The sequence below is a fragment of the Bradyrhizobium sp. NDS-1 genome, assembly GCF_032918005.1.
GTDB lineage: Bacteria > Pseudomonadota > Alphaproteobacteria > Rhizobiales > Xanthobacteraceae > Bradyrhizobium > Bradyrhizobium tunisiense.
The window spans coordinates 5,292,712-5,313,338 of the sequence record NZ_CP136628.1 but is presented as its reverse complement, the minus strand read 5'-3'; the positions used below and the strand labels follow the sequence as shown (position 1 = coordinate 5,313,338).

Sequence of the window (20,627 nt, the reverse complement as noted above, 5' to 3'; positions counted from 1 at the left end):
ACGCTGACCGCATGATGCACGCGACCGTCCTGCTGCACCGCTGGCTCGGGATCGCGTTCTGCCTGCTGTTCGCGATGTGGTTCGCGACCGGCATCGTCATGCACTTCGTTCCGTTTCCGTCGCTGACGGAAGCGGAACGCTTTGCAGGGCTCGCGCCGCTGGAGCGCGCGGAGCCGCGGATCTCGGTTGCGGACGCCGTGGTCGCGAGTGGAATGAGGGACGCGACACGGGTCAGGTTGATCCGGCGCAGCGATGGACTCGCTTACGTTGTCGCGGGAGCATCGGGGCTGCGCGCGTTGCACGCGTCCGACGGTGGCGACGCCTTGGTGAGGTCGGCCGACATCTCTCTCGCGATCGCGCGCGATCATGCCAGCCGTCGCGGGCTCGACCCCGCGCAAGCAACAGTGCAGGCGCAGGCGGACCACGATCAATGGACCGTGCCGAACGGCTTCGATCGACATCGCCCGCTGTTTCGCATCGTGCTCGCAGATCGCGACGGCACGGAAATATACGTCTCCTCGCGCACCGGCGAAGTGGTCCTCGACACGATACGGAGCGAACGGGGGTGGAACCTCGTGGGCAGCGTGTTGCACTGGATCTATCCGACCGTGCTGAGGCGAAATTGGGCGCTATGGGACGGCGTCGTCTGGACATTGTCGCTGCTGGCCCTGATCGCGGCCGCGCTTGGCGCGGCGCTCGGGATCATCCGGCTGCGGATGAGGGACGGTCAACTCGCAACGCCTTACCGCGGCTGGCACGCGTTGCATCACCTTCTCGGCCTGGCGGCGATGGTGTTCGTGCTCACCTGGATCTTCAGCGGCTGGCTCTCGATGGATCACGGGCGGTTGTTCTCGCCCGGGCAGTTGACGCCTCCAGAGGCCGGCGTGATCAACGGTGCGCCGGATTGGCGGGAGGCCGCATCGCTCGATCGCCAGCCAATATCCTCCTCGGCCCGCGAGGTCGAATGGTTCGGCTTCAATGGCACTGTCTATCGGCGCGACCGCGTCGCGCTCGATGATCAGAGATTGATCGGGGCAGGGGATCTGCCGAACCAGCAGCGGACGGCCTTTCTCAGCGCGCGCGAGGTATCGACACTGACGGCGCGCCTCTCCCCGGACTGCAAGGCGCCGGTCGTCGTCGCCGATGACGATGTCTACCTCATGCGATCGGCTCTCCCGGCTGCTCCGGTCTTTCGCTCGCGCTGCGGCGAGCTCTGGTTCGACATCGACGGCGCGGACGGCCGCATGCTGCAACGGCTGGATGCCTCGCGCCGCGCCTATCGTTGGCTGTATGGCGCACTCCACACACTCGATTTTCCGATTTTCATGGCACATCCGCGTTTGCGCGATATCATGATCGTCGGCCTCTGTGCGCTAGGTTTCGTGTTCTCCATGACCGGCGTCGTCATCGGCTTGCGGCGCTTGCGGCTCTCCCTGACAGGCTGACCTCAGGCGAACCAGCGACGATCGCAACGCGCGGCGGCTCTTCGAGGCTTGGGAGGGTCCAAATAGCGGTGAGATCCTGCTGGCGAAGGGCCGGTTAGTGGCATACCATTTGCAAGCGAATGGGCTCTGGTTTCACCTGCCCTTGGCCAACGATGGCCGGATCACTGGCATTACTGGGAGGACTTCATGGATCGCAGGACCGTATTGAAGGGACTGGCGGGCGCGGGCGGTCTGGCATTGACTGGACTCTCGGCCCCGGCCATCGCGCAAGGCGCCTCAGCTCGCACGCTCCGCTTCGTGCCGCAGGCCAATCTCGCCAATTTCGATCCGATCTGGGGCACGCAATATGTCGTGCGCAATGCCGCGGCGATGGTGTGGGACACGCTTTACGGCATCGATGCGCAACTGCAGCCGCAGCGGCAAATGGTCGAATCCGAGGAGACCTCCGACGACGGCAAGATCTGGACCTTCAAGCTGCGCTCGGGCCTCAAGTTCCACGACGGCGAGCCGGTGCTGGCCAAGGACGTCGTTGCGAGCCTGTCGCGCTGGGCTGCACGCGATCCGATGGGGCTGATGATCGTCGCGATCCAGCAGGAATTGACCGCCGTCGACGACCGCACCTTCAAATGGGTCTTGAAGCAGCCCTTCCCGAAAATGCTCTATGCGCTCGCCAAGAACAACGCGCCATGCTCCTTCATCATGCCCGAGCGCATCGCCAAGACCGATCCCTTCAAGCAGATCACCGAATATATCGGCTCGGGCCCGATGAAGTTCGCCAAGAGCGAATGGGTCCCCGGCGCCAAGTCGGTGTTCGAGAAGTTCACCGATTACGTGCCGCGGCAGGAGAAGGCGTCGTGGCTGGCCGGCGGCAAGCAGATCATGGTCGATCGTATCGAATGGATCGTGATGCCGGATCCGGCCACCGCCGCGGCCGCATTGCAGAACGGCGAGGTCGACTGGTGGGAGAACCCCATCGCCGATCTCGTGCCCGTGCTGAAGAAGAACAAGAACATCAGCGTCGACATCGGCGATCCCCTCGGCAATATCGGCTCGTTCCGCATGAACCATCTGTTCGCGCCGTTCAACGACGTGCGGGCGCGGCGTGCGGTGCTGATGGCGCTCAGCCAGGAAGACTACATGCGCGCCATCGTCGGCGACGACAACGCATTGTGGAAGTCGTTGCCCGGCTTCTTCACGCCGGACACGCCTGTTTACAACGAGATGGGCGGCGATATCCTGAAGGGCAAGCGCGACCTCGATGCCGCCAAGAAGCTTCTGGCCGAGAGCGGCTATTCCGGCCAGCCGGTGACGTGTCTGGTCGCGCAGGATCAGCCGATCACGAAGGCGCAAGGCGACGTCACCGCGGACCTCCTGAAGAAGCTGGGCATGAATGTCGACTTCGTCGCGACCGATTGGGGCACGGTCGGCTCCCGTCGCGCCGCAAAGACACCGCCGGGACAGGGCGGCTGGAACATGTTCCACAGCTGGCATGCCGGCGCCGATTGCATCACGCCCGCCGCCTACACGGCCATCCGCGCCAACGGCGACAAGGCCTGGTTCGGCTGGCCGAACAGCCCGAACACCGAGAAGGAGATCGCTGGCTGGTTCGACGCCAAGAGTGTCGACGAGGAGAAGGCGGCGATCGGACGGGTCAACAAGGCGGCGATCGAGGATGTCGTCTACGCGCCGACCGGCTTCTTCCTGACCTACACGGCCTGGCGCAAGAACGTCTCCGGCATCACCAAGGGGCCGCTGCCGTTCTTCTGGGGCGTGTCGAAGTCCGCATGATCGCGCGCTGAGGCCAGATGCTCTCTTACATCCTCCGTCGCATCGTCGCGACCTTGCCGGTCATGGCAATCGTCGCGCTGTTCGTGTTCAGCCTGCTCTACATCGCGCCGGGTGATCCGGCCGTGGTGATCGCGGGCGATCAGGCAAGCCCGGAGGATGTGGAGCGCATCCGCCAGAGTCTCGGCCTCGACCGACCCTTCCTGATCCAGTTTGGAAGCTGGGTCTGGCGCATCCTGCACGGCGATCTCGGCACCTCGATCTTCACCAACCTGCCGGTGTCGGCGATGATCGGACAGCGCTTGGGGCCGACGCTGTCGCTGATGATCGTCACGCTGCTGCTCACCATCGTGGTGGCGGTGCCGCTCGGCGTGGTGGCGGCGTGGAAGGCCGGCAGCCTGATCGACCGCGTCATCATGGGCTTTGCCGTGTTCGGCTTCTCGCTGCCGGTCTTCGTGGTCGGCTACATGCTCGCCTACGTCTTCGCGCTCGAGCTGGAATGGCTGCCGGTGCAGGGCTATACGCCGCTCACGCAAGGTTTCTGGCCGTGGCTGGAGAACCTGATCCTGCCGGCGATCGCGCTCGGCTGCGTCTATATCGCGCTGGTCGCGCGCATCACCCGTGCCGCCATGCTCGAAGTGTTGCAACAGGACTATATCCGCACGGCCAAGGCCAAGGGCCTCGGGCAGGGCGGCATCCTGTTCATTCACGCGCTGAAGAACGCGGCGGTGCCGATCGTGACCGTGATCGGCATCGGCATCGCGCTCCTGATCGGCGGCGCGGTGGTCACCGAAAGCGTGTTCGCAATCCCCGGCCTCGGCCGGCTCACGATCGATGCCATCCTGCGCCGGGACTATCCCGTCATCCAGGGCATCGTGCTGCTGTTCAGCTTCGTCTACGTCCTCGTCAATCTGATGATCGACGTCATCTACACGCTCGTTGACCCGAGGATCCGCTATTGACCGATACGACCGTCAATCCGCAATCGCTCCCGGCCGGCCTCGTCCTTGCCCCGCAATTGCCCGAGATCCTCCGGCCGGTCGCGATCCGGCGAGGCTTGATCGGGTTGTTGCGCGGCCACCCCACCGTTGCGATCGGCGGCGCGCTGCTGCTGACGCTGGTCCTGATCGCGATCTTCGCGCCCTATCTCGGGACGGTCGATCCGACCGCGCTCGCGCCGGCAAAACGCACCCGCGCACCGTCGGCCGATTTCTGGTTCGGCACCGACGTGCTCGGCCGCGACATCTATTCGCGCGTGCTCTATGGCGCCCGCGTCTCGCTCACGGTCGGCCTGTCAGTCGCCATCTTCGCGTCCGCCGCCGGTCTCGCCATCGGCATGGTCTCCGGCTTCATCCGCTGGGCCGACGGCATTCTGATGCGCTTCATGGATGGTTTGATGTCGATCCCGCCGATCCTGCTCGCGATCGCGCTGATGGCGCTGACGCGCGGCAGCGTCGGCAACGTCATCCTCGCCATCACCGTCGCCGAGATTCCGCGCGTCTCGCGCCTCGTCCGCAGCGTGGTGCTGTCGCTGCGTGAGCAGCCCTACGTGGACGCAGCCGTCGCCTGCGGCACGCGCACGCCGATGATCATTCTCCGGCATATCCTGCCCAACACGGTGGCACCGATGCTGGTGCAGGCGACCTACATCTGTGCCAGCGCCATGATCACCGAGGCGATCCTGTCGTTCATCGGCGCCGGGACGCCGCCGACCATTCCGTCCTGGGGCAACATCATGGCCGAGGGCCGCGCGCTGTGGCAGGTCAAGCCCTACATCGTATTCTTCCCGGCGGCCTTCCTCTCCGTCACGGTTCTCGCCGTGAATTTGCTTGGCGACGGCCTTCGCGATGCGCTCGATCCGCGCATGGCGAAGAGTCTGTGATGTCGCCTCTGATGCGCCGAGGCTGATCGCGATGGCTTTGCTCGAAGTCGAAAACCTCCAGACCCATTTCCGCACCCCCGGCGGCATCAACCGCGCGGTCGACGGCGTGTCCTTCCATGTCAACGAGGGCGAGACGCTCGCCATCGTCGGCGAGTCCGGCTGCGGCAAGTCCGTGACCTCGATGTCGCTGATGCGATTGATCCCGGAGCCGCCGGGCAGGATCGCAGGGACCATCCGCTTTGCGGGCAGGGATCTGCTGCAACTGTCTGATCGCGAGATGCGCGCCATCCGCGGCAACGACATCTCGATGATCTTCCAGGAGCCGATGACGAGCCTGAACCCGGTGCTCACCGTCGGCCGTCAGATCCGCGAGACCTTGATGATCCATCAGGGTCTCGACAAGCAGGCCGCCGAGGCGCACGCGATCGAGATGCTGACGCTGGTCGGCATTCCCGAGCCCAAGCGCCGCGTGCGCGAATATCCGCATCAGCTCTCCGGCGGCATGCGCCAGCGCGTCATGATCGCGATCGCGCTCGCCTGCAATCCCAAGCTTCTGATCGCCGACGAGCCGACCACCGCGCTCGATGTGACCATCCAGGCGCAGATCCTCAAGCTGATGCTGGACCTGAAGAGCCGGGTCGGCGCTGCGATCATTCTCATCACCCACGATCTCGGCGTCGTCGCCGAGATCGCCGAACGTGTCATGGTGATGTATGCCGGCCGCAAGGTCGAGGAAGCCCCTGTGGCCGAGCTGTTCCGCTCGCCGCGGCACCCCTATACGCAAGGCTTGCTCGGCGCGGTGCCGCGGCTCGGCTCGTCGCTAACAGGCACGGCACGACGGCTTGCCGAGATTCCCGGGCAGGTGCCTGACCTGCGAAAGCCCATCACCGGCTGCGTCTTCGCGGGCCGCTGCGCGCTTGCGACCGATCTGTGCCGGCAATATGCGCCGGGGCTCGAAGAGAAGGGACCTCGTCACATCGCCGCCTGCCATTATGCGGCCAAGGGGGCCGTCGCGGCATGAGTATTCCGTTGCTCCAGGTCAACGACCTCAAGAAACACTTTCCGGTCAAGAAGGGCCTCTTCCAGCGCAAGTCCGAATGGGTCTATGCGGTCGACGGCGTCTCCTTCGAGATCGCACGCGGCGAGACGCTGTCGCTGGTCGGCGAGTCCGGCTGCGGCAAGTCGACGGTCGGCCGCGCCATTCTGCGACTGTTCGACATCACCGCAGGCCAGGTGATCCTCGATGGCCAGCGCATCGACGACGCCGCACCAGGCACGATGCGGCAGATGCGCCGCCGTGTGCAGGTGGTGTTCCAGGATCCGTTCTCGAGCCTCAATCCGCGCATGCGCGTGCGCGACATCCTGGCCGAGCCGATCCGCAATTTCGGCCTCGCCAAATCGGCGGAAGATCTCGAGCTGCGCGTCACCTCACTGATGGACACCGTGCGTCTGCCGCGCGAGGCGCTGAACCGCAGGCCGCACGAATTCTCCGGCGGCCAACGCCAGCGCATTGGCATTGCGCGGGCGCTCGCGGCCGAGCCCGAGCTGATCGTCTGCGACGAGGCGGTTTCGGCGCTCGACGTCTCGGTCAAGGCGCAGATCGTCAATCTGCTGCAGGATCTCCAGCGCGAGTTCGGCCTCGCGCTGCTGTTTATCAGCCACGATCTTGCGATCGTCGAGCACATGACCCACCGCGTCGCCGTGATGTATCTCGGCAAGATCGTCGAGGTCGCCCCGCGCCGCGAGATATTTGCCGCACCGAAACATCCCTACACCAGGGCGCTGCTCTCCGCGGTGCCGCTGCCCGAGCCCGGTGCCGAGCGCAATCCCATCATCCTCAAGGGCGACGTTCCGAGCCCGATCAATCCGCCAAAGGGCTGCCGCTTCCATACCCGCTGTCCGCTCGTGTTCGATCGCTGCCGGGTCGAAGAGCCGGTGCTCCGCGCGGCCGGAGACGAGCAGTGGGTGGCCTGTCATCTCGAGGACGGCGCTGCGGCGATGAGCGGCTGAAGGGTGAGATCCGCGTCAGAAATTCGTCAATGAAAACAAGCCCCATTCTACTGTGCATGGGGTTGTTTTCGCAGTTTTGATGGGGCCGGCCTCAACCCTGCCGGCGCAGGAAGCCCGTGATCGTCACTTTTTCCCAGATGCCGGCGGCGGCAAAGGGATCGGCGCGGTTGAAGGCCTCGACCTCGCCGCGGCCGGGCGCCTCGATCAGGAACAGGCTGCCGATCATCGTTTGACCATCGTCGGAGACGAGCGGCCCCGACATCACGATCTTGACGCCGAAGCGCGAAGTGTCACTCAGGAAGGCCTTGTGGGCATCGTAATTGGCGAGCCGGGTCGGCAGCGCGCCGGCGCGGTCGACGGCGTGAATGGCGAACAGCATGGTGTCTCCGTGTCTTGGCTCGGTTCTTGGGACGGCCGCCGAGGCGGCCGTCCGGGCGTGATGGGTGGATTTACTTGGCGCTGAGCTTGCTCGCGTCTTCGAAGGTCGGGCAGGTCCGCTGCTCCAGCGGCACGTCGAACGGCTGGTAATTGTCCTTGGTGATCACGGTCGGCTTCAGCACGATCTCGTTGATGACAGGCTGGTTGCGCAAGGAGCGGATCGCCATCATGGTGCCGAGACAGCCTTGAGCAAAGCCGTTGTAGTCGCCGCTCGCGAGCAGCTTGCCGGACTTGATCGCGTCGATGGCTTCCTTGGTGCCGTTGATGCCGATAACCTGCGCCTTCCGGTTCGCACCGTCGAGCGCCTCGATCGCGCCGACCGCCATGGCGTCGTTGGCAGCCAGCACGCCGTCGATCTGCGAATTCGACTGCATCAGGTTTTCCATGACCTGGAGCGCCTGCAGCCGCTGGTAGTTGCCGGGCTGCGAGGCGAGCAGCTTGACGCCAGGCGCCTCCTTCAGCGCATCGTTGAAGCCGCGGACGCGGTCGACATTGGTCAGCGAGCCCTTGACGCCCTCGATGATGACGATGTTGCCCTTGCCACCGAGCGCCTTGAGCAGGAAGCGCGCGGTCTCGAGGCCAAGGCTGTAATCGTCGGCGCCGACGAAGGACAGAAACTTGCCGCCCGCCGAACGGTCGGTGATGTTGACGACCGGGATCTTGGCCTCGTTGATCTTCTCGACGCCGGGCACCATCGCCTTGTAGTCGACCGGCGTGAACACGATCGCGCTCGGCTTCTTCACCACGACGTCCTCGATCTGGCTGAGCTGCTCGGGGATCGAGTCCGGCTTGGTCGGGATGTATTGCAGCGTCTTGGCGTTCAGTACCTTCGCCATGTTGTCGGCACCGACCCGCACCGTCTGGAAGAACGGATTGGTCTGGTTCTTGGTGAAGACCGCGATGGTCTCGCCGTCGGCGCGCGCTTGCGTGGTGAATGCCGCGGCCATCAGCAGCGGCAGCGTCAGGTAACCCAGTTTACGTTTCATGTTGCCTCCATCCCTCGTTTTGCTTGTTGGTAGTTCAGAAACTCATTGCGCGCGGCGGCGGGTCTTCATGTCGAGCCAGACCGCGAGAATGACGATGATGCCTGTCACCAGCGGCTGCCAGTTGGCGCTGACCGACAGCAGGTTCATGCCGTTCAGCACCAAAGTCAGGATCAGCGCGCCGATGAAGGTGCCGAACACCGTGCCGACGCCGCCGAAGAGCGAGGTGCCGCCGATCAGCACGGCGGCGATCGCCGGCAAGGTCAGGCTCTCGCCGATATCGGCCTCGGCCGAATTGAGCCGCGACAGGAAGATGATCGAGGCCAGTCCCGCCATGGTGCCCGAGACCGCATAGACCAGCAGCAGGCGGCGCGCGACAGGGATGCCGGAGAGGCGGGCGGCGACCGGATTGGCGCCGATCGCATAGATCTCCTGTCCCCAGACTGTGCGCTGCGCGAAGAATGTCCCGATGCCGAGGAACACCAGCAGCAGATAGACCGGGATGGGCAGGCCGAACAGATACCCGCTGCCGATCTGGCGGAAGCCCGCGGGGAAGCCGTGCAGGGTTTCACCTGCCATGTACCAATAGGTGAGACCGTTCAGCACCCACAGCATGCCGTAGGTGGCGATGAAGGAGGGGATGCGCAGCGCGGTGACCATGATGCCGTTGAGCAGGCCGACGATGCCGCCGCAGGCAAGCCCGGTGAGGATGCCGAGCGCCGGCGAGCCGGTCTTGTGGATCACCGTGCCGGCGATGCAGGCGGACAGCGCGACATTGGCGCCGACCGAGAGATCGAGGCCGGCGGTCAGCACCACCAGCGTCAGGCCGGAAGCGATGAAGAAGGTCAGGCTCGCCTGCCTGAGCACGTTGAGGATGTTGCCAAGGCTCAGGAAAGAGTCGCTGAGCACGGCAAGCACCGCGCAGATCAGCAGTGCCGCCAGCAGGCGATAGAACACCTGGATGGCGTCTTGCGAGAGGAGGGAGTGTGGCGGCGTGATTGTGTCCTTGCTGATGTCGGTCATGCCCGGCTCCTGAGGCCGTCGAGGAACAGAGCGAGGATGACGAGGACGCCGACGCTTGCGACCTGCACCGAGGACGGCAGTGAGATCAGGTTCAACCCGTTGCGCAGCACGCCAACCGAGAGGACGCCGAGCAGGGTGCCGAGCAGCCAGCCATTGCCGCGCTCGAACGAGGTGCCACCGACGGCGACGGCCGCGATGGCATCGAACTCGAGGCCGAGGCCGGCGGTGGGGTGGCCGGAGTTCATCCGCGCCGTCATCAACAGGCCGGCGATGCCGGCCATGGCGCCACCGATCGCATAGACCGCGATCAGCAGCTTGTTCGGCGACAGACCGGCATAGCGCAGCGCCTCGCGGTTGCCGCCGAGTGCGAAAATGTAGGTGCCGAAACGGGTGTGGTAGAGCAGGCCGTGGAACGCGGCGTACGTTACCAGCGCCATCACGATCGGGACGGGCACGCCGAGAAGCGTCGCCGAGTAGATGTCGCGCACGCTGTGGGGAATGCCGACAACGCTCTGGCCGTCGCTGACGATCAGTGACAGACCCTGCGCCATGCCGAGCGTGCCCAGCGTTGCGACGAAAGGCGGAATGCCGAGAATTGCGACCAGCCAGCCGTTGGCGATGCCGAACGCCGTACCGACCAGCAGGCCGGCACCCAGGCCCAGCAGCATCGAATTGGTTGCGAGCGACACGATTGCGACGCACAGCGAGGTCAGCGTCAGCACCGCACCCATCGACAGGTCAAGTCCCTCCGTCATGATGATCAGCGTCATCGGCAACGCGAGCATGGTCAGAATGGTCGACTGCACCAGCACATTGGAGAGGTTGGCGACGGACAGGAAGCCGGGTGCGATCACGCTGAACAGCGCGATCAGCAGCACCAGCACCATGGCAACGCCGGGAATGCGCTGCAGCGGATTAGGCTGTGATACGACCACGGCTTCACGCATGATGCATCCCCAGTCGCACGATGTTCTCCTCGGTCAGTTCGTTGCGGGTCAGGTGCCCGGCGATGCGCCCTTCGCGCATCACATAGGCGCGGTCGCAGACGTGGCAGATCTCGATCTGCTCGGACGAGATCATCAGCGCGGCCGCGCCCTCCGCGACAAGGCGGTCGATCAGGGCAAAGATCTCCGATTTGGCGCCGATGTCGATGCCGCGGGTCGGCTCGTCGAAGATGAAGAGCTTCGAGCCGGCCGCCAGCCACTTGCCGATCACGACCTTCTGCTGGTTGCCGCCCGAGAGCAGGCCGACGGTCTGGCGCGCACTCGGCGTTGCGATGCGCAGCTGCCGGATCAGGCCGTCGGCGGTGCGCTGTGCGCTGCGCTGGTCGAACAGGCCGCTCGGAAACAGCTTTCGCAGCGCCGACACCACGAGGTTGTCGCTCACCGAGCGCAGCAGCGCGAGGCCCTCGCTCTTGCGGCTCTCCGGGATCAGCGCGATGCCGCGGCGCGCGGCGAGATCCGGCTCGCCGGATATGCTCTTGCCGTCGAAGATGATCTCGCCCGATGTCACGGGATCGGCGCCGAAGATGGCGCGCGCGACTTCGCTGCGGCCGGAGCCGACCAGGCCGCACAGGCCGACGATCTCGCCCCGCCGCACCTCGATGTTGATATCGGAGATGCCGGTCGAGGTGGTCAGGCCCTTGACCTCGAGCAGCAGTTCTCCCGGCTTGTCGGCAAAACTGCGCGGGTAGGTCATGTCGACGTTGCGGCCGACCATCATGCGCACGAGCTGGTCCGGCGTGACATCGGCGGGCCGGACACCGTCGATGCGGCGGCCGTCGCGAAGCACGGTGATGCGATCGCCGATCGCGAACACCTCGGCCATGCGGTGGGAGATGTAGACGATGGAAACGCCGTCGGCCTTCAACCGCGCGATCAGTTCGAACAGCAGCTCGGTTTCGCGATCGGACAACGCGGCGGTCGGCTCGTCCATGACGAGGATGCGCGCGTTCTGGCTGATCGCCTTCGCGATCTCGACCATCTGCTGCTGTGCCACGCCGAGTTTGTCGACGGTCGTGGAAGGATCGATGTCGAAGCCGATGGTGCCGAGCACGCGCTTCGCATCGGCGAGGATCTTGCGGCGGTCGATGGTGCCGGGGATGCGTCCGCCGGGCTCGCGGCCGAGGAAGATGTTCTGGGCGATGTCGAGATAGGGGACCAGCGAGAATTCCTGGAAGATCACGGCGATGCCGAGCTTCTGCGCGTCCGCGGTCGATGAGATCGCGACCTTCTCGCCTTGGTAGTAGAACTCGCCGGCATCGGCGCTGTAGGCGCCGCACAGCACCTTCATCAGGCTCGATTTGCCGGCGCCGTTTTCGCCGAGAAGCATGTGGACCTCGCCGGGGTAGACGGCAAAGGACACGTCGTCCAGCGCCTTGACGCCGGGAAATTCCTTGCTGATGCCGCGCAGCTCCAGCAGCGGCGTCGGTGAGGTGACCTCGATGGGGAGCGCGTCGTTCATGCCTTGTCGCTCATGTCTTGGCTCCGCCTGCAAAGATCTTTCCGGGGTTCATCAAACCATTCGGATCGAGCGCGGTCTTGATGGAGCGCATCACATCGACGGCCTCGCCGAGCTCGTCGGTGAGATAGTCGATCTTGCCGAGTCCGATGCCATGCTCGCCGGTGCAGGTGCCGTCCATGGCGATGGCGCGGGCGACCATGCGGGCCTGCAGCGCCTTGGCGCCTTCGGTCTCCTCCGGTCTTGCCGGGTCGATCAGGATCAGCATGTGGAAATTGCCGTCGCCGACATGGCCGACGATCGGCGCGGTGAAACCGTGCTCGTCCGCATCGCGCCGCGTCTCGGTCAGGCATTCGGCCAGCCGCGAGATCGGCACGCAGACATCGGTGATCACGGCGCGTGCGCCGGGCCGCAGGCCGAGGCCGGCATAGAGCGTGTTGTCGCGGGCGTGCCAGAGCCGGCTGCGGTCTTCCTGCGCCTTGGCCCAGGCAAAGCCATGGCCGCCATGGTCGGCCGCGATCGCCTGCGCAGCCTCGGCCTGTTCCGCGACGGAGCTTTCGGAGCCGTGGAATTCGAAGAACAGGGTAGGGGCCTCGCGATAGCCGAGCTTGGCGTAGGCATTGATGCCGCGCATCATGACGTCATCGAGCAGCTCGATGCGCGCGACGGGGATCGCGGATTGGATCACGGAGATCGCGGTATCGACGGCGTCGCGAAGCGTGTCGAAGCTGCAGACGGCGGCCGAGATCGCCTGCGGCACCGGGTGGACCTTCAGCGTGATCTCGGTGATGATTCCGAGCGTGCCCTCCGCGCCGACGAACATGCGCGTCAGGTCATAACCGGCGGCTGATTTTCGCGCGCGCTTGGCAGTGCGGATGATACGGCCGTCGGCCAGGACGACCTCGAGTGCCATGACGTTGTCCTTCATGGTGCCGTAGCGAACCGCCATGGTGCCGGAGGCGCGCGTGGACGTCATGCCGCCGATCGAGGCGTCGGCGCCGGGGTCGATCGGGAAGAACAGGCCGGTGTTGCGCAGCTCGGCATTGAGCTGCTTGCGCGTGATGCCGGGCTGCACGACGACATCCATGTCGCTATCGTGCACGGCCAGCATCTTGTTCATGCGCGCAAGGTCGAAGCAGACGCCGCCGGCGATCGCCGCCGCATTGCCTTCGAGCGAAGTGCCGGCGCCGAATGGCACGATCGGCACGCCCGCGCCGGCGCACAGCTTGACGATCTCGGCGACCTCCTGCGTGGTGTCAGGAAAGACGACGATGTCGGGCGGCAAATTGCGATAATGCGACTCGCTCTGCCCGTGCTGATCGAGCACGCCCCGCGCAACGCTCGCGCGCGAACCGATCATGCCTGTGAGGCGATCGGCCAATGCTGCCGTGCTGACCCGCGGTCCCATCCTCAGCTCCGTCTGCTCCCTGTTGCCGGATTCTTGTTGGTCCGTCGTCCAGCTTAAGCGGCTCTCGCCTCGCTCGCGACCTGCTTCAGGCCGAAATCGTAGTTGAGATGAAAATACTCGGTGTCCACCATGCGACCATCCGGCGCACGGCCGGCGGGCTGACGGACAAACTCCCGGATCAGGCTGTCCTTGACGCCGAACACCACGTCGCTGTCGAGATACTGGTCGCCGGCAACGAACACGTGCGTCACGAGCTGCTCGTAACCGGGCGCCGAGATCATGAAATGCACATGAGCGGGACGCCAGGGATGGCGCCCCTGCGCCTCCAGCATGTCGCCGACCGGGCCGTCGTGCGGAATGGGATAGGCGGCGGGCTTGATCGACCAGAAATGGAATCTGCCGCTGGCATCGGTGTGGAAGCGCGCGCGCATCGCGAGATCGCCGATGGCGTCGAGCTGCTGCACGTCGTAATAGCCGTCGTCGTCGGAATGCCAGACGTCGACGATGGCCCCCGCCAGCGGCTTTCCGTCCACGGCCGAGACCGAGCCGGTGACCAGCATCGGATCACCTTCCATCGGGCCGGAGATGTCAGCGCCGCTGTCCTTCTCCGGCGCGGCCTGAACGAAGAACGGCCCGAGCACCGTGGTCTCGGTTGCGCCCTCCGGCACCGGATGGTTGATAGCATCGACCAGCATGGAGACGCCGAGCGTATCCGACAGCAGGATGAACTCCTGGCGCTTGTCGTCGCACATGTGTCCCGTCCGGGTCAGGAAATCGATGCCGTATTCCCACTCCTTCTGGGTCGGCCGCACTTCGCGGACGAAGGCGTGCAGGTGACGAACCAGCGCCTCGCTAACCTCTTTGATGCGCGGATCGGTTGCGCCCGCGATCCGCTCCAGCACCGCGTCGGTAATCGTGGTCTCGTTGAAATTGCGCATGCGTATCTCCGTCGATCAGAGTTTCGGCTCGCCGAGGCCGGACAGTCGTTCGAGGTGCTTGACGGTCGCGATGAAGTCCGCCTCGCCGTCGCCTTGCGCGACCAGCGCGCCGTAGGTCTCGCGCACTTGCGCGGCGAGCTGAAGCGGTACGCCGACGGCGTGACCGGCGCCGAGAATGAGGTCGAGATCCTTGGCCATCTGCTTGCAGGAGAAGGTGGACTCGAAATCCCGGCTGCGCAGCGGCGCGGTCTTGTACTTCACCATCGGCGAAGCGACGGCGCTGTCATCGAGCACCTTCAAGATGTCCTGCCAGGCGATGCCGCCCTTGCGCGCCAGTGCCAGGCTCTCGGCCATCATCGCCGCCGACACGGCAATCATCAGATTGACCGAGAGTTTGGCGTAGCGCGCTTCCTCGGCTGGCCCGAGATAGGTCTGCGCGCGGGTGAAAGCAGCGAGCAGCGGCATCGCGTTCTCGAAGGCGTCCTTCGGTCCCGAGACGAAGCAGGACAGCCCGCCGGTGTGAACGATGCTGGCATTGCCGGAGACCGGCGCACGCAGATAGGCGATGCCGCGCGCCTGCGCGGCGGTCGCGACCTCGTTGGACGCGTCGACGCTCACGGTGCTGGTCTCGACCAGAACAGCTCCGGGCGACATCGCCGCGATGAGGCCGGCCGGGCCGAGCAGCGCGCCGCGTAACGCCGCGTCATCGGGCAGCGACGTGACGACAGCGGCCTTGCCGCTCACGGCCTCGGCCGGCGATGCCGCTATCGAAATGCCCTGCGCGCGGGCTTCGCCGAGCCGCGCCATGCTCCGATCGAAGGCGGTGACGGTGTAGCCGGCCTTGGCAACGAGCATCGACATCGGCAGGCCCATCTTGCCGATTCCGATGAAAGCGATGTTTTTCGAAGCATCTGTCATTTGTTGTCGTCCGTTGGCGCCTCAGGCGGCGCGTCCCTGTCGTTCGATGTCCTGCACCAGCCGCCGGCCCGATTGCGCCAGCAGGTCCTTCTTGGCGTCCAGCCCTTCGACCAGCAGTCGTCCGTTCCGCTTCTTCCAGACGCCACCGATCATGACGGACTCGATATTTGCGAGGCTCGTCTGCATCACGACGGTTGCGACGGGATCGTGCACCGGACAGAGATTCAGGTCGGAGGCGTTGATGATGACGAGGTCCGCGAGCTTGCCCGGCGTCAGCGAGCCGATCTGGTGTTCGCGGCCGAGCATGCGCGCGCCTTCCGTCGTGATCCAGCGCAGGGCCTCGCCGACGGGGATCGTGGTCGTTGCCGGAATGGCGCCGCTCGCCTTGCGCGACTCCGCGTTGTCGAGGGACCGCTGCATCGATAGCGCAATGCGGGCGGCGGAGAGGAGGTCGCCGGCCAGGATGGATTCCAGATCGATGCCGATCGTCGGGCGAACGCCGCGCTTCAGCAACCGCCCGGTGATCGGAAAGCCGTGGCCCTGGATCATCTCATTCTCCGGCGTCACCGAGAAGGACACGCCGAGACCGACGAGGCGGTCGAGGAGATCATCGGGCAGATCGTTGCCATGAACGATGTTGACGTCGGTGCCGACGAGGTCGGCCGCAATCAGCTGCTCCCAGCCGCCTGATGTCTTGGCCGGTCCGCCGCCCTGATGCATGGAGGCGATCAGCTTCAGCTCCCGCGCCATGCGGAAGTCGTGCATGGCGACGTCGAGCGTCGAGTAATGCGGGCCGAGGATGGCGAGTCCCAGCGTGACGAGGCCGTCGCGATCGGCGAGGGGACCTGCGAGCAGCCGCTCGACCTCGCGACGCGGATGCGGCACCTCCGAGAAATGCGGCTCGCCCGGCTTCGGCTCGGGTTTTGGCGAGCCGTGGAAGAACGCGGCCCGGATGCCGCTCTGGATCAGCCCGCGCACGGCAGCGTCAGTATGTTCAGGGGTCGGATTGTTGTGGCACCAATCGACCAGCGTGGTCGTGCCGCAATTGATCTGGTTCAGCGCGCCGACGAGGGTGGCGATATAGATGTCTTCGGGCCGGAACACGGTCGCAAGGCCCGCATGCATGCGGCGGAAATATTCCATCAGCGTCCAGTTGGCGGCGTAGCCGCGCAAGCCCGTCTGCCAGGTGTGCATGTGTGCGTTGATCAGGCCCGGGATGACGATGCGCCCGGCGCCGTCAATGATCTCTGCATCACCGCTGCCGAGGTCGATCGACGGCCGCACCTCTGCGATGCGGCTGCCCTCGACCAGGACGTCGCCGGTTGCGAGATCGCCGATCGTGTCATCCATGGTGATGACAACAGCGGATCTGATGAGCGTGCGCCGCATCGCCTCAAGCCGCCGCTTTGATCGCGGCCGGCGGCTCGCCGGCCCAGGCACGTGCGATCAGGTCACGGATGGCGTCGCGCTCGAGCGGACGCGGATTCCAGTAGGCGTTCGTCACCGCGAGATCAGCGGCTTTGTCGATGCCGCTTTCGGGCATGCCGACGTCTCGCAGCGCCAGCTTCGCACCCAGCCGCTTGGCGAGATCATAGAGTCCCTGCGAGGCATCGGCCGCGCCGATCGCGCGCGAGATCCGCGCCATCGCGTCGGGCACCGCCGGTGCGTTGTAGGCCAGCGCATGCGGCAGCACGATGGTGTGTGTCTCGGCATGCGGCAGGTCGAAGCTGCCGCCGAGCGTGTGGCAGAGCTTGTGATGCAGCGCCATGCCGACGGTGCCGAGGCAGACGCCGCACAGCCAGGCGCCATAGAGCGCTTCGGTGCGGGCCTCGCGATCGTCGCTTCTGGCGGCGATCGCGGGCAGGGCGCGGGCCAGCGCCCGGATGCCTTCTTCCGCCATCAAGGACGTCACGGGATTGGCGTCGCGCGCATAGAGCGCCTCGACGGCATGGGCGATGGCGTTGATGCCGGATGTTGCGGCCAGATTCGCGGGCAGCGTCAGGGTCAGATCGACATCGTAGATCACGGTCTCGGGCAGGATCGCGGCATCGCGCACCGTGGTCTTCAGGCCGTTCTCGGTCTGGCCGACGATCGGCGTCATCTCCGAGCCGGCATAGGTGGTGGGGATGCAGAGCTGATTGATTCCGGTACGCAAGGCCAAAGCCTTGCCGAGGCCCGTGGTGGAGCCGCCGCCGAGCGAGACGACGCAGTCGGCCTCGCACGCCTTCATCGCTGCGAGCGCCCGCTTGGTGACGTCGACCGGCGTATGCATGGTGGCGCCGGAAAACAGTCCGGCATAGAGCGGGCCGAGCGCGGTCCCCAGGCTCTTGCCTTGTGCTTCCTGCTGCGGCGTCGTCAGCACCAGGGCGCGCGTGCCGCCCAGCCGCTCCACCTCGGCCTTGGCCGACGCAAGCGCTCCGCTGCCGAACACGACGCGGCAGGGCAGGTTTTCAAAGGTGAACGAACCGATCATGCGCCGGTCTCTTTGATGGGATAATCGACCTGGAAGCGTCCGATCCGCAAGTCACCCAGCGCCTCGCGCACGCGCAGATGTTCCGGGTGGTTGGCATAGGCGCTGAGCGCGGCCTGGTCAGTGAATTCGGAGAACAGGACCACGTCGCAGGCGTAGTCGACCGCGCTGACGTCCAGCCCGACTTCGATGTGGGTGAGGCCCTCGATCCGTCCCTTGAGGCCCTCGAACAGGGTCTTGACCTTGACCCGGGCGGCGGAACGCTCCTCTTGGGTCTCCCCGCGCAGCCGCCACATCACGATGTGCCTGATCGGGCCTGACATTTCCTGATTTCCTCGCCTGCCACTTGCTTTGTTGGCGCCATTTTGCCTTGCGGAAAGCGGAAATAAAGGCCAAAATTTGTAAGTCTCTTTTCCTGTTTCAGCAAAAATGGACCGGCTGCTCCAACTCGAAGTCTTCTCCAAGACCGCTGAACTCGGCAGCCTTTCCAAAGCCGCCGAGATCCTGCGGATGTCGAACGCGGCCGCGAGCCGACACCTCAGCGCGCTGGAGGAGCGGCTTGCGGTGCGGCTGATCGAGCGCAACACGCGGCGGCAATGGCTGACCGAAGCCGGGCAGGAACTGCTGCAGCGTTGCAGCACGCTCTTGAACGAGCTCGCCGAAGCCGAGGACGCCGTCTCCGACCGCGCGCTGTCGCCGAAGGGCATGCTGCGCGTGACGAGCTCACTGTCCTTCGCAATGATCTATCTCGCGCCGATGCTGCCGGCTTTTCGCGCGCTCTACCCGGATCTCAGCGTGCAGATCATCAGTGCCAACCGCTATCTGGACTTCATCGAAGCCGGTATCGACGTCGCGATCCGCACGCGGGAGCACGAACCGGATTCCAACATCATCGTCCGCCGCATCGGCCAGATGCATCGTGTGCTCGCGGCGGCTCCCGCCTACCTCGAGAAGCACGGCCGGCCGGAGCATCCCACGGATCTCGCCCGCCACAACATGCTGATCTACAATCTCGCCAACGATCCCTATTCGCTGCGGCTGAGCAAGGGCAGCACGACGCAGACCGTGCGGATCGCGCCGACGCTCGACAGCAATGACGGCCAGATCATCTGTGGTGCAGCGCGCGCAGGGCTCGGCATCCTGATCCAGCCGCTTTATATCGTGCAGGCCGACATCGCCGCCGGCCGGCTGGTACCGGTCCTGATGGGCTGGGAACTGCCGCTACTCACCATGAACATCGCCTATCAAAACCGCGTCAGGCTGCCCGCCAAGATCAGGGTCTTTTCCGACTTCCTGGTCAGCCACATCCGCGAGCATTCGCAGCCGGGGATCTGGATCGACGCGGCGAAGTGAGCGGAGAGCATCCATGTATCTCGGCATCGATCTCGGCACCTCCGCAGTCAAGACCGTTCTCGTCGATGATGCCCAGCGCGTGATCGCAAGCGAGAGCCGGCCGCTGACGACCGCCTCGCCGCAGGCGGGATATTATGAGCAGGATCCCGCGCAGTGGATCGATGCGACCTTCGCCACGCTGGATGCCCTGAAGGCGACGCATCCCGGCGCGCTGTCGGCCGTCAAAGGCATTGGGCTGTCCGGCCAGATGCACGGCGCCACGCTGCTCGATGCGAGCTCGAGACCCTTGCGGCCCTGCATCCTCTGGAACGACGGACGCGCAGCCGCCGAATGCCGTGTCCTGGAGCAGCGTTGGCCCGCCTTGCGTGCGACAACAGGCAACAAGGCCATGCCGGGATTCACCGCGCCAAAACTGCTTTGGATCGCGACGCATGAGCCCGACATCTTCGCGGCGACGAAGCTCGTTCTGTTGCCAAAGGCCTATTTGCGCCTGGTGCTATCAGGCGAGGCCATCGAGGATGTCTCGGATGCGTCGGGATCGCTTTGGCTCGACGCCGCGCGCCGGGACTGGTCGGACGCGGCACTGGCCGCGACCGGCCTGTCGCGCGATCACATGGCGCGTCTGGTCGAGGGATGCGCGGCCGCAACGACCTTGCGCGGCGAGCTGGCGCGGCGTTGGGGTATGACCCGGCAGCCGATCATTGCGGGCGGCGCGGGGGACAATCCGGCAGGTGCCGTCGGCATCGGCGCAATCCGGCCGGGAACCGCCTTCGTGTCGCTGGGAACTTCGGGTGCCTTGCTCGCACCGGCCGACCGGATCGCCGCGAACCCCGATCGCCTCGTCCACACGTTCTGCCATGCCGTTCCCGGCATGTGGATTCAGGCTGGCGCGATCCTCTCGGCCGCCTCCTGTTTGGCCTGGGCCGCGCGCTTGTTCGGCGTCACCGAGGCCGAGCTGCTGGCGCCGCTCGGATCGCGCCCGCAGGCGCCATCGCCGGTGAGCTTCCTGCCTTATCTCGCGGGTGAGCGGACGCCGCACGACGATCCCGTCGTGCGCGGCATGCTCGATGGTTTGAGCCATGGCACGGATCGCGCAGCGATCGTGCAGGCGGTGCTCGAAGGCGTTGCTTTCGCGCTTGCCGATTGCCGGGACGCGCTCGCGAGTGCCGGCATTGCGATCGCGGAAGCCGATGTCATTGGCGGGGGATCGCGATCCCCGTTCTGGCTCTCGGTGCTGGCGAATGTGCTGAATGTTCCAATCCATCGCTTTGCCGGAGGCGAGACCGGCGCGGCGTTCGGTGCGGCGAGATTGGGGCGGCTTGCTGTCACCGGTGAGGCAATCGATGTCGTATGCACACGGCCGCAGCGCATCGAGACGTTCGAACCTGACGCCGGGCTGACGGAAGCTTATGCCGGGCTGCTTCCCGCGTGGCGCGAACTGTATCGGCCGCGCCACTAGCATCGCCTCGACGTTGCATTGTCGTGTGTTCGGTATTGCTCTGGCCTTCGGCCTT

19 protein-coding genes are annotated in these 20,627 nt (G+C 65.5%); 8 read left to right on the top strand and 11 right to left on the bottom strand.

The genetic code is table 11. From position 1 onward, the window contains the following. The first annotated feature begins 11 nt into the window (after positions 1 to 11). The 6 genes from RX330_RS24925 (at position 12) to RX330_RS24900 (ending at position 7,122) form a co-directional block, all read left to right on the top strand. Entirely contained in the window at positions 12 to 1,445 is a 1,434-nt protein-coding gene (locus RX330_RS24925; RefSeq protein WP_317240214.1) for a PepSY domain-containing protein, read from the top strand. A 186-nt stretch (positions 1,446 to 1,631) separates the two neighbouring features. Further along, positions 1,632 to 3,233, top strand: a complete 1,602-nt coding sequence (locus tag RX330_RS24920; RefSeq protein WP_317240213.1) for an ABC transporter substrate-binding protein — start codon at positions 1,632 to 1,634, stop codon at positions 3,231 to 3,233. Between the two features lie 17 nt (positions 3,234 to 3,250). Next, positions 3,251 to 4,192 (top strand): ABC transporter permease, encoded by a 942-nt coding sequence (locus RX330_RS24915; protein ID WP_212092465.1) that lies wholly within the window; start codon positions 3,251 to 3,253, stop codon positions 4,190 to 4,192. After that, positions 4,189 to 5,112, top strand: a complete 924-nt coding sequence (locus tag RX330_RS24910) for an ABC transporter permease (protein WP_317240212.1) — start codon at positions 4,189 to 4,191, stop codon at positions 5,110 to 5,112. The genes RX330_RS24915 and RX330_RS24910 overlap by 4 nt, the downstream gene beginning before the upstream one ends. Positions 5,113 to 5,143: 31 nt before the next feature. After that, positions 5,144 to 6,133, top strand: a complete 990-nt coding sequence (locus RX330_RS24905; RefSeq protein WP_317240211.1) for an ABC transporter ATP-binding protein — start codon at positions 5,144 to 5,146, stop codon at positions 6,131 to 6,133. Continuing rightward, positions 6,130 to 7,122, top strand: a complete 993-nt coding sequence (locus RX330_RS24900; protein WP_317240210.1) for an ABC transporter ATP-binding protein — start codon at positions 6,130 to 6,132, stop codon at positions 7,120 to 7,122. The genes RX330_RS24905 and RX330_RS24900 overlap by 4 nt, the downstream gene beginning before the upstream one ends. A 91-nt stretch (positions 7,123 to 7,213) precedes the next feature. On the opposite strand, the gene RX330_RS24895 is transcribed toward RX330_RS24900, so the two are convergent. From RX330_RS24895 to RX330_RS24845, 11 genes are all read right to left on the bottom strand, one after another. Further along, positions 7,214 to 7,501 (bottom strand): YciI family protein, encoded by a 288-nt coding sequence (locus RX330_RS24895; RefSeq protein WP_028142479.1) that lies wholly within the window; start codon positions 7,499 to 7,501, stop codon positions 7,214 to 7,216. Positions 7,502 to 7,571: 70 nt separating this feature from the next. After that, positions 7,572 to 8,546: a sugar ABC transporter substrate-binding protein gene (locus RX330_RS24890; RefSeq protein ID WP_317240208.1), complete on the bottom strand. Its 975-nt coding sequence runs from the start codon at positions 8,544 to 8,546 to the stop codon at positions 7,572 to 7,574. A 42-nt stretch (positions 8,547 to 8,588) separates the two neighbouring features. Beyond that, a complete protein-coding gene (locus RX330_RS24885; RefSeq protein ID WP_212092470.1) occupies positions 8,589 to 9,566 on the bottom strand; it encodes an ABC transporter permease in 978 nt (325 codons plus the stop codon). Next, the gene (locus RX330_RS24880; RefSeq protein ID WP_317240207.1) at positions 9,563 to 10,513 is read right to left on the bottom strand and encodes an ABC transporter permease; all 951 of its coding nucleotides are present in this window, start codon (positions 10,511 to 10,513) and stop codon (positions 9,563 to 9,565) included. The genes RX330_RS24885 and RX330_RS24880 overlap by 4 nt, the downstream gene beginning before the upstream one ends. Next, complete coding sequence (locus RX330_RS24875; RefSeq protein ID WP_317240206.1) at positions 10,506 to 12,029, bottom strand: sugar ABC transporter ATP-binding protein; 1,524 nt, start codon at positions 12,027 to 12,029, stop codon at positions 10,506 to 10,508. Before RX330_RS24875 ends, RX330_RS24880 begins: the two co-directional genes overlap by 8 nt. Before the next feature lie 10 nt (positions 12,030 to 12,039). Next, a complete protein-coding gene (locus RX330_RS24870; protein ID WP_317240205.1) occupies positions 12,040 to 13,434 on the bottom strand; it encodes an FAD-linked oxidase C-terminal domain-containing protein in 1,395 nt (464 codons plus the stop codon). A gap of 53 nt (positions 13,435 to 13,487) precedes the next feature. Continuing rightward, on the bottom strand, positions 13,488 to 14,372 hold the full coding sequence (locus RX330_RS24865; protein ID WP_212092474.1) for an intradiol ring-cleavage dioxygenase: 885 nt from the start codon (positions 14,370 to 14,372) through the stop codon (positions 13,488 to 13,490). A 15-nt stretch (positions 14,373 to 14,387) separates the two neighbouring features. Next, a complete protein-coding gene (locus tag RX330_RS24860) occupies positions 14,388 to 15,290 on the bottom strand; it encodes an NAD(P)-dependent oxidoreductase (protein ID WP_317240204.1) in 903 nt (300 codons plus the stop codon). A 21-nt stretch (positions 15,291 to 15,311) separates the two neighbouring features. Further along, a complete protein-coding gene (locus RX330_RS24855) occupies positions 15,312 to 16,679 on the bottom strand; it encodes an amidohydrolase family protein (RefSeq protein WP_317240203.1) in 1,368 nt (455 codons plus the stop codon). 4 nt (positions 16,680 to 16,683) lie between these two features. Further along, complete coding sequence (locus tag RX330_RS24850; RefSeq protein ID WP_317240202.1) at positions 16,684 to 17,763, bottom strand: maleylacetate reductase; 1,080 nt, start codon at positions 17,761 to 17,763, stop codon at positions 16,684 to 16,686. Continuing rightward, positions 17,760 to 18,083 (bottom strand): Dabb family protein, encoded by a 324-nt coding sequence (locus RX330_RS24845; RefSeq protein ID WP_317240201.1) that lies wholly within the window; start codon positions 18,081 to 18,083, stop codon positions 17,760 to 17,762. The genes RX330_RS24850 and RX330_RS24845 overlap by 4 nt, the downstream gene beginning before the upstream one ends. Positions 18,084 to 18,189: 106 nt before the next feature. On the opposite strand from RX330_RS24845, the gene RX330_RS24840 reads away from it, so the two are divergent. Beyond that, positions 18,190 to 19,113 carry a LysR family transcriptional regulator gene (locus tag RX330_RS24840; RefSeq protein ID WP_317240200.1) on the top strand — a complete coding sequence of 308 codons (924 nt, stop codon included), beginning with the start codon at positions 18,190 to 18,192 and terminating at the stop codon, positions 19,111 to 19,113. A gap of 13 nt (positions 19,114 to 19,126) precedes the next feature. Next, the gene (gene xylB, locus RX330_RS24835; protein WP_317240199.1) at positions 19,127 to 20,572 is read left to right on the top strand and encodes a xylulokinase; all 1,446 of its coding nucleotides are present in this window, start codon (positions 19,127 to 19,129) and stop codon (positions 20,570 to 20,572) included. Positions 20,573 to 20,627: the final 55 nt, after the last annotated feature.

Excerpts from the sequence above, each read along its gene's own strand:
- RX330_RS24925 (WP_317240214.1), top strand. The coding sequence starts at position 12 with ATGATGCACGCGACCGTCCTGCTGCACCGCTGGCTCGGGATCGCGTTC.
- RX330_RS24920 (WP_317240213.1), top strand. The coding sequence starts at position 1,632 with ATGGATCGCAGGACCGTATTGAAGGGACTGGCGGGCGCGGGCGGTCTG.
- RX330_RS24915 (WP_212092465.1), top strand. The coding sequence starts at position 3,251 with ATGCTCTCTTACATCCTCCGTCGCATCGTCGCGACCTTGCCGGTCATG.
- RX330_RS24905 (WP_317240211.1), top strand. The coding sequence starts at position 5,144 with ATGGCTTTGCTCGAAGTCGAAAACCTCCAGACCCATTTCCGCACCCCC.
- RX330_RS24900 (WP_317240210.1), top strand. The coding sequence starts at position 6,130 with ATGAGTATTCCGTTGCTCCAGGTCAACGACCTCAAGAAACACTTTCCG.
- RX330_RS24895 (WP_028142479.1), bottom strand. The coding sequence starts at position 7,501 with ATGCTGTTCGCCATTCACGCCGTCGACCGCGCCGGCGCGCTGCCGACC.
- RX330_RS24890 (WP_317240208.1), bottom strand. The coding sequence starts at position 8,546 with ATGAAACGTAAACTGGGTTACCTGACGCTGCCGCTGCTGATGGCCGCG.
- RX330_RS24885 (WP_212092470.1), bottom strand. The coding sequence starts at position 9,566 with ATGACCGACATCAGCAAGGACACAATCACGCCGCCACACTCCCTCCTC.
- RX330_RS24880 (WP_317240207.1), bottom strand. The coding sequence starts at position 10,513 with ATGCGTGAAGCCGTGGTCGTATCACAGCCTAATCCGCTGCAGCGCATT.
- RX330_RS24875 (WP_317240206.1), bottom strand. The coding sequence starts at position 12,029 with ATGAACGACGCGCTCCCCATCGAGGTCACCTCACCGACGCCGCTGCTG.
- RX330_RS24870 (WP_317240205.1), bottom strand. The coding sequence starts at position 13,434 with ATGGGACCGCGGGTCAGCACGGCAGCATTGGCCGATCGCCTCACAGGC.
- RX330_RS24865 (WP_212092474.1), bottom strand. The coding sequence starts at position 14,372 with ATGCGCAATTTCAACGAGACCACGATTACCGACGCGGTGCTGGAGCGG.
- RX330_RS24860 (WP_317240204.1), bottom strand. The coding sequence starts at position 15,290 with ATGACAGATGCTTCGAAAAACATCGCTTTCATCGGAATCGGCAAGATG.
- RX330_RS24855 (WP_317240203.1), bottom strand. The coding sequence starts at position 16,679 with ATGCGGCGCACGCTCATCAGATCCGCTGTTGTCATCACCATGGATGAC.
- RX330_RS24850 (WP_317240202.1), bottom strand. The coding sequence starts at position 17,763 with ATGATCGGTTCGTTCACCTTTGAAAACCTGCCCTGCCGCGTCGTGTTC.
- RX330_RS24845 (WP_317240201.1), bottom strand. The coding sequence starts at position 18,083 with ATGTCAGGCCCGATCAGGCACATCGTGATGTGGCGGCTGCGCGGGGAG.
- RX330_RS24840 (WP_317240200.1), top strand. The coding sequence starts at position 18,190 with ATGGACCGGCTGCTCCAACTCGAAGTCTTCTCCAAGACCGCTGAACTC.
- xylB (WP_317240199.1), top strand. The coding sequence starts at position 19,127 with ATGTATCTCGGCATCGATCTCGGCACCTCCGCAGTCAAGACCGTTCTC.